Here is a 7153-nt window from a genome sequence, read left to right as displayed (position 1 = left end):
AAAAAAAGACCCGGCAAAAAGCCGGGTCAAAAACCGTGATTAGCCTGATGAGGAGATAGTCCAGAGACCGACCTAAGGTCCGCTGGGCCATCAACTGATCTCGCGATCAGTTGATGCAATAATAATCATTCTCGTTTGCAAGTCAAACGTTTTTATCTGCGCGATTGGAAAATTCTTTCCCGTCCTCTTCTTTTCATCATCGCTTCAAGCGTTCTGGTGACATTCCAACGATCGATCCACCATGGCTCTGGCCATGTCGATCATGTGCACCGCAGAAAACGCCAGGTCCCGGTTTGTACCCTGCAGATGGTTGGCTGTCTCGAAGGCTGTCGCGGCAGCACATCGTAAAAGATCCGACGCATGAACCAGCGCTTCTTCACTCTTGATGTTGCGGTTCACGTCGAAGAAACGCTCTTCGACCTGTTCCACTGAAACAGCTGGTTTCAAGTAATAGTCCAGTGCCCGCTGTGCAGCGGCAGAGCCTTTTGCGGAAGTGAGCGAAGTGTCGATTTGCAGGTCGGGCAGGTCGTTGGCGGGTTGGTTCATGGTGATGGCAAGCTCCGTGATAGATTCAGATCCGTGAATTCATCCTAGTACGATCTGTATTTGTGACCATCAATTAAATACTACAATTTGTGTTTTGATGGCTGGAGCCCTCCACGTATCGTGCCGCACATGGATAAATGGATTGAATTGGTCAAGGCCAAGATGAGTGAGCTCAAGGTCACTCAAGAGATACTCGCCGAGCGCCTCGGGATGTCCCAGGGTGGCGTCGGGCATTGGCTGACAAAACGCCGCCAGCCAGGCATCGAGGACATGAATCGGGTCTTGCAGGCGCTGGGCCTGGGGTTTCTGGAAGTGGCGCTGGTGATCAGGGAGCCGGGAGAGTCGCAGGACGACGAGGTCTCCCTGACGCAGAAGTACAACCCGTACTTCCGTTACCCGGTCAGTGACTGGCGCGAAACCGGCGAGGTGCGCGATGGCGAGCAGGCCAGGTATCGTTTCGAATTGTCCGACTACCACGCACAAGGTGCGGCGTTCTGGTTGACCGTGATGGGCGATGCGATGACCGCGCCCAGTGGCCTGAGCATCGCCGAGGGCATGCTGATCCTGGTGGACCCGGACGTGGAAGCGGTGCCTGGCAAACTGATTATTGCCCAGTGGCAAGGCAGTAACGAGGCGATTTTTCGCAAGTTGATCGAAGAGGGCGGGCAGCGTTACCTGGTCCCGCTCAATCCGACGTATCCGAAAGCCCTATACACCGAAGAGTGTCGAATCATCGGTGTGGTGGTTCAGGCAACCGCCAGGTTTTGATCGGATCGGTCCCGGTAAGGTGTAGGACCGATCATCGTTTCAAGCTTCTTCCAGTTCGACCAACGCACTGCCTTCGCTGACCATTTCGCCTTCCTGGCAGTACAGCGCCTTGATCACACCCGCGTGGGGTGCGCGGATGCTGTGCTCCATCTTCATCGCCTCCAGTACCACCAGTTGTGCCCCGGCTTCGACCGTTTGCCCGACCTCGATCAGCACCCGCACGATACTGCCGTTCATGGGCGCAGTCAGGCCGCCCTGATGGCTGTGACTGGCTTCAACGGCGCTGATCGGGTCATACGTCTCGACGCGGCGCAGTTCACCGTCCCATTGCAAATACACAGCGTCACCCCGACGGATAGCCCGGTGCTGGCGGCGCACGCCGTCGCGTTCGGTGAGCAAATGCTCGCCACGCAGTTGAGCCTCGATGCTGCCCAATGTCAGCGCTTCATCCTGGCCTTCACAACTGAGGTGCAGAGTGACTTGCGCTGGCAGGCCGGCGCGCAAACCGTTGCCGCTGGCCCATGGCGAACTCGGGTCGTCAGCTCTCGCTACACGATGCTGGCTCAGGGCAAACGCTTGGGCGGCGCTTTGCCAGAACTCGTCGCTGAGCGGCGCGGGTGTCGGCAACAGCTGTTCCTGATAACGCGGAATAAACCCGGTATCCAGCTCCGCTGCGGCAAAGGCCGGGTGGCCAATGATCCGCCGCAGGAAGTTGATGTTGGTCTTGAGCCCGCCAATCGCGAACTCATCGAGCATGCTTAGCAACCGCAGGCGCGCCTGTTCGCGGTCCTCGCCCCAGGCAATCAACTTGCCCAGCATTGGATCGTAGAACGGCGAGATTTCGTCGCCTTCCTCGACGCCGCTGTCCACGCGACGGCCTGCGCCGTGCGTCGATTCGCGATACAACTCCAGGCGGCCGGTTGCCGGCAGGAAGTCATTGGCTGGGTCCTCGGCGTACAGCCGCACTTCAATCGCGTGGCCGATCAGCGGCACTTGATCCTGGGTCATCGGCAACGCTTCGCCACGCGCCACGCGGATCTGCCAAGCCACCAGGTCGAGGCCGGTAATGGCTTCGGTGACAGGATGTTCGACCTGCAGGCGTGTGTTCATCTCCATGAAGAAGAATTCGCCGCGTGCATCCAGCAAAAACTCGACGGTGCCGGCACCGACGTAGCCGATGGCCTGTGCCGACCGCACGGCCGCTTCGCCCATGGCGCGACGCAGTTCCGGGCTCAGGCCTGGCGCCGGTGCTTCTTCGACGACTTTCTGGTGCCGCCGCTGAATCGAGCAGTCCCGCTCGTTCAGATACAAGCAGTTGCCGTGCTGATCGGCGAACACCTGGATTTCCACGTGACGCGGTTTGAGCAGGTATTTCTCCACCAGCATCCGCGAATCGCCAAACGACGATTGCGCTTCACGCTGGGCCGAGGCCAGGGCTTCGGCCAGTTGGCTGACGTCCTCGACCACTTTCATGCCTTTGCCGCCGCCACCCGCCGTGGCCTTGAGCAGCACCGGATAGCCGATGCGCTCGCAGGCATCGCGGAACGTCTCGAGGTCTTGCGCCTCGCCGTGATAACCGGGCACCAGCGGCACGCCGGCGGTTTCCATCAAGGCTTTGGCCGCGGACTTGCTGCCCATCGCATCGATGGCGGAGGCCGGTGGGCCGAGAAATATCAGACCGGCGTTTTCGATGGCGCGGGCGAATCCGGCGTTTTCCGACAGAAAGCCATAGCCGGGGTGAATCGCTTGGGCGCCACTGGCCTTGGCCGCGGCGATCAGTTTGTCGATTTGCAGATAGCTGTCGGCGGCTTTGCTGCCACCCAGGTCAACGCGAATATCCGCCTCGCGGCTGTGACGAGCGTCTCGGTCGGTGGCGCTGTGCACAGCTACGGTGGTCAGGCCAAGGGCCTTGGCGGTGCGCATCACCCGGCAAGCGATTTCGCCACGGTTGGCCACCAGCAGGGACGTAATGACAGGTGCGCTCATCAACGCGACTCCTTGGTAGTGGTTTCGGCTTGCCAGCTCGGCGGACGTTTTTGCAGAAAGGCACGCAGGCCCTCCTGACCTTCGGGGCTGACCCGGATGCGGGCGATGGCGTTTTCGGTGTAGCGGCGTAGCGCCGGGTTCAGCGAACCGTCGCCGACTTCACGCAGCAAGTCCTTGCTGGCACGCATGGCGGCGGGACTGTTGAGCAACAGGTTGTCGATCCACTGATCGACCTTCTGCTCCAGATCGGCGATCGGATAACTCTCCGACAACAGGCCCAGTTCCCGTGCCCGCTGTCCGCCAAAACGTTCAGCGGTCAGCGCATAGCGCCGCGCAGCGCGTTCGCCAATGGCTTGCACCACGAACGGGCTGATCACCGCGGGTGCGAGGCCGATACGCACTTCCGACAGGCAGAACTGCGCATCGTCGGCACCGATGGCCATGTCGCAGCAACTGATCAGGCCCAACGCGCCGCCAAATGCTGCGCCTTGCACCACGGCCAGGGTCGGGATTTTCAACTTGGCCAGGTTGTACATCAATTCCGCCAGTTCCCGGGCGTCGTCGAGGTTGGTGTGGTAATCGAGTTCGGCCGATTGTTGCATCCAGGCCAGGTCGGCACCGGCGCTGAAGTGTTTGCCGCGACCGCGCACGATCAGGAAACGCAGGCTGGCATCGCTCGCGACTTTGTCGAGGGCGAGGATCAGTTCGCGGATCATTTGGGCGTTGAAGGCGTTGTTCTTTTCTTCACGGCTGAGCCACAGCGTGGCAAATCCACGAGGGTCGGTCAGCAGTTCGAGGGTGTTGAAGTCGCTCATATTCATCCGTCTCCACGGTTTCTGTGGGAACTGCTTGCGGGATCTTTTTTGCGATTGCTGCGCAATCGAGCGGGAGCAAGCTCCCTCGCCACACAAGCCTCGCTCCTACAAAAATTCACATCCGGAACACGCCGAAGCGGCTCGGTTCGATGGGCGCGTTCAACGACGCGGACAAGGCCAGGGCCAGTACATCGCGGGTCTGGGCCGGGTCAATGACACCGTCATCCCACAAGCGCGCACTGGAATAGTAGGGGTGACCCTGTTCTTCGTACTGGTCGAGGATCGGTTGCTTGATCTCGGCTTCCTGCTCGTCACTGAAGCCTTGGCCACTGCGTTCGGCCTGTTCGCGCTTGACCTGCACCAGCACGCCCGCCGCCTGTTCGGCACCCATCACGCCGATCCGCGCATTCGGCCACATCCACAGGAAACGCGGATCGTAGGCCCGACCGCACATGCCGTAGTTACCGGCACCGAAACTGCCACCGATGATCACGGTGAATTTTGGCACCTTGGCGCAAGCCACGGCCGTCACCAGCTTCGCACCGTGCTTGGCGATGCCTCCCGCCTCGTATTTCTGGCCGACCATGAAGCCGGTGATGTTTTGCAGGAACAGCAACGGAATGCCGCGCTGGCAGGCCAGCTCAATGAAATGCGCGCCTTTTTGCGCGGCTTCAGCGAACAGAATGCCGTTGTTGGCCAAAATCGCGATCGGGTAACCGTGCAGATAAGCGAAACCGCAGACCAGGGTCGTCCCGAACAGCGCCTTGAATTCGTCGAATACCGAACCGTCCACCAGTCGCGCGATGACTTCTCGCACGTCGAACGGCTGCTTGGCATCGGCCGGCACCACGCCGTACAACTCGTCACTGCTGTAGAGCGGGGCGATTGGCGTGCGCTGCTGAACTTCGCCTTGCTTGCGCCAGTTTAGGTTGGCGATGCTGCGGCGGGCGATTGCCAGAGCGTGTTCGTCGCTTTCGGCGTAATGGTCGGCCACACCGGAAATCTTGCAATGCACATCGGCACCGCCGAGATCCTCGGCGCTGACCACCTCACCGGTCGCGGCTTTCACCAGCGGCGGGCCGGCGAGGAAAATTGTTGCCTGTTCGCGGACCATGATCGCTTCATCGGCCATGGCCGGTACATAGGCGCCGCCAGCGGTGCATGAGCCCATGACCACGGCAATCTGCGGGATGCCCATGGCGCTCATGTTGGCCTGGTTGAAAAAGATCCGGCCAAAGTGCTCGCGGTCGGGAAACACTTCATCCTGGCGGGGCAGGTTGGCGCCGCCAGAGTCCACCAGGTAAATGCACGGCAGGCGGTTCTGTTGGGCGATGGTCTGCGCGCGCAGGTGTTTTTTCACGGTCAGCGGGTAGTAGGAGCCACCTTTAACCGTGGCGTCGTTGGCGACGATCATGCATTCGACGCCCTCCACACGGCCGATCCCGGCAATCACGCCAGCGGCGGGAACGTCTTCGCCATACACCTCGTAAGCCGCCAGTTGGCTGATTTCAAGAAACGGCGAACCCGGATCGAGCAGGCGATTGATGCGCTCGCGAGGCAGCAGTTTGCCCCGCGAGGTGTGGCGTTCTTGCGCTTTCGGGCCGCCACCTTGCGCGACTTGGGCGAGCAGGGTGTGCAGTGCGTCGACCTGTTTGAGCATCGCCGCGCTGTTGGCCGCGAACTCCGCTGAACGGGGGTTGAGCTGGGTATGCAGGATAGCCATGGACAGCTCCGTTTAGCGGGTTTCGTTGAACAGTTCGCGACCGATCAGCATGCGACGGATCTCACTGGTGCCCGCGCCGATTTCGTACAGCTTGGCGTCACGCAATAGACGACCGGCGGGGAATTCGTTGATGTAACCGTTGCCGCCGAGAATCTGGATCGCGTCGAGGGCCATTTGCGTAGCACGCTCGGCGCTGTAGAGGATCACGCCGGCGGCGTCCTTGCGCGTGGTTTCGCCGCGCTCGCAAGCTTGTGCTACCGCATAAAGGTAGGCGCGGCTGGCGTTGAGCTGGGTGTACATGTCGGCAACCTTGCCCTGGATGAGCTGGAACTCGCCGATGCTTTGACCGAACTGCTTGCGGTCATGGATGTACGGCACGATCAGGTCCATACACGCCTGCATGATCCCGGTCGGGCCACCCGAGAGCACCACGCGCTCGTAGTCGAGGCCGCTCATCAGCACCTTCACGCCGCCATTGAGTACGCCGAGGATGTTTTCTTGCGGCACTTCGACGTCATCGAAGAACAGCTCGCAAGTGTTCGAACCACGCATGCCGAGCTTGTCGAACTTGTTGCTGCGGCTGAAGCCTTTCCAGTCGCGCTCGACGATGAACGCGGTGATGCCGTGAGGGCCTTTTTCCAGGTCGGTCTTGGCGTAGATCACGTAGGTGTTGGCGTCCGGGCCGTTGGTGATCCAGGTCTTGCTGCCGTTGAGCACGTACTTGTCACCGCGTTTGTCGGCACGCAGCTTCATCGAGACCACATCGGAACCGGCGTTCGGCTCGCTCATGGCCAGGGCGCCGATGTGCTCGCCACTGATCAGCTTCGGCAGGTATTTGGATTTCTGTTCGTGGTTACCGTTGCGGTTGATCTGGTTGACGCACAGGTTGGAGTGGGCGCCATAAGACAGGGCTACCGAAGCCGAGCCACGGCTGATTTCTTCCATGGCGACCACATGGGCCAGGTAACCCAGTCCCGCACCGCCGTACTCTTCCGGGACGGTAATGCCCAGCAGGCCCATGTCGCCGAATTTGCGCCACAGGTCCGCGGGGAACAGGTTGTCGATGTCGATCTGAGCGGCGCGCGGGGCGATCTCCTTGGCGACGAAGGACTGAACCTGATCGCGCAGCATGTCGATGGTTTCACCGAGGGCGAAGTTCAGGGATGGGTAGCTCATGGGTCACCTTTTGGCTTTTTTGTCGGTTGATGAGACTGTCATTTGGTTCTCACCTTTACGTTAACGTAAGCCTGTGACGAAAGGCTGTCAATCACCCTTTACGTTAACGTCAACTTGAGCGAGAGTAGAGGCAGTTCTG

The 7153-nt window shown here is 60.4% G+C and carries 6 protein-coding genes; 1 reads left to right on the top strand and 5 read right to left on the bottom strand.

Annotated features, from left to right (window positions below):
- Nucleotides 1–204: 204 nt before the first annotated feature.
- Entirely contained in the window at nt 205–546 is a 342-nt protein-coding gene (locus D8U69_RS27425; protein ID WP_056854653.1) for a DUF3077 domain-containing protein, read from the bottom strand.
- Nucleotides 547–675: 129 nt separating this feature from the next.
- Between D8U69_RS27425 and D8U69_RS27420 the strand changes: the two genes are divergently transcribed.
- Nucleotides 676–1314, top strand: a complete 639-nt coding sequence (locus D8U69_RS27420; protein WP_130908538.1) for an XRE family transcriptional regulator — start codon at nt 676–678, stop codon at nt 1312–1314.
- Nucleotides 1315–1353: 39 nt separating this feature from the next.
- On the opposite strand, the gene D8U69_RS27415 is transcribed toward D8U69_RS27420, so the two are convergent.
- From D8U69_RS27415 to D8U69_RS27400, 4 genes are all read right to left on the bottom strand, one after another.
- Nucleotides 1354–3300 carry an acetyl/propionyl/methylcrotonyl-CoA carboxylase subunit alpha gene (locus D8U69_RS27415; protein ID WP_130908537.1) on the bottom strand — a complete coding sequence of 649 codons (1947 nt, stop codon included), beginning with the start codon at nt 3298–3300 and terminating at the stop codon, nt 1354–1356.
- Nucleotides 3300–4115 carry a gamma-carboxygeranoyl-CoA hydratase gene (locus D8U69_RS27410; protein ID WP_056854650.1) on the bottom strand — a complete coding sequence of 272 codons (816 nt, stop codon included), beginning with the start codon at nt 4113–4115 and terminating at the stop codon, nt 3300–3302. The genes D8U69_RS27415 and D8U69_RS27410 overlap by 1 nt, the downstream gene beginning before the upstream one ends.
- A gap of 115 nt (nt 4116–4230) precedes the next feature.
- Nucleotides 4231–5838: a carboxyl transferase domain-containing protein gene (locus D8U69_RS27405; RefSeq protein WP_130904283.1), complete on the bottom strand. Its 1608-nt coding sequence runs from the start codon at nt 5836–5838 to the stop codon at nt 4231–4233.
- A 12-nt stretch (nt 5839–5850) separates the two neighbouring features.
- Nucleotides 5851–7014, bottom strand: a complete 1164-nt coding sequence (locus D8U69_RS27400; protein ID WP_046815544.1) for an isovaleryl-CoA dehydrogenase — start codon at nt 7012–7014, stop codon at nt 5851–5853.
- Nucleotides 7015–7153 lie beyond the last annotated feature (139 nt).

This window comes from Pseudomonas sp. Sample_16 (assembly GCF_004307665.1).
Taxonomy (GTDB): domain Bacteria; phylum Pseudomonadota; class Gammaproteobacteria; order Pseudomonadales; family Pseudomonadaceae; genus Aquipseudomonas.
This window is presented reverse-complemented; position numbering and strand designations above follow the sequence as displayed.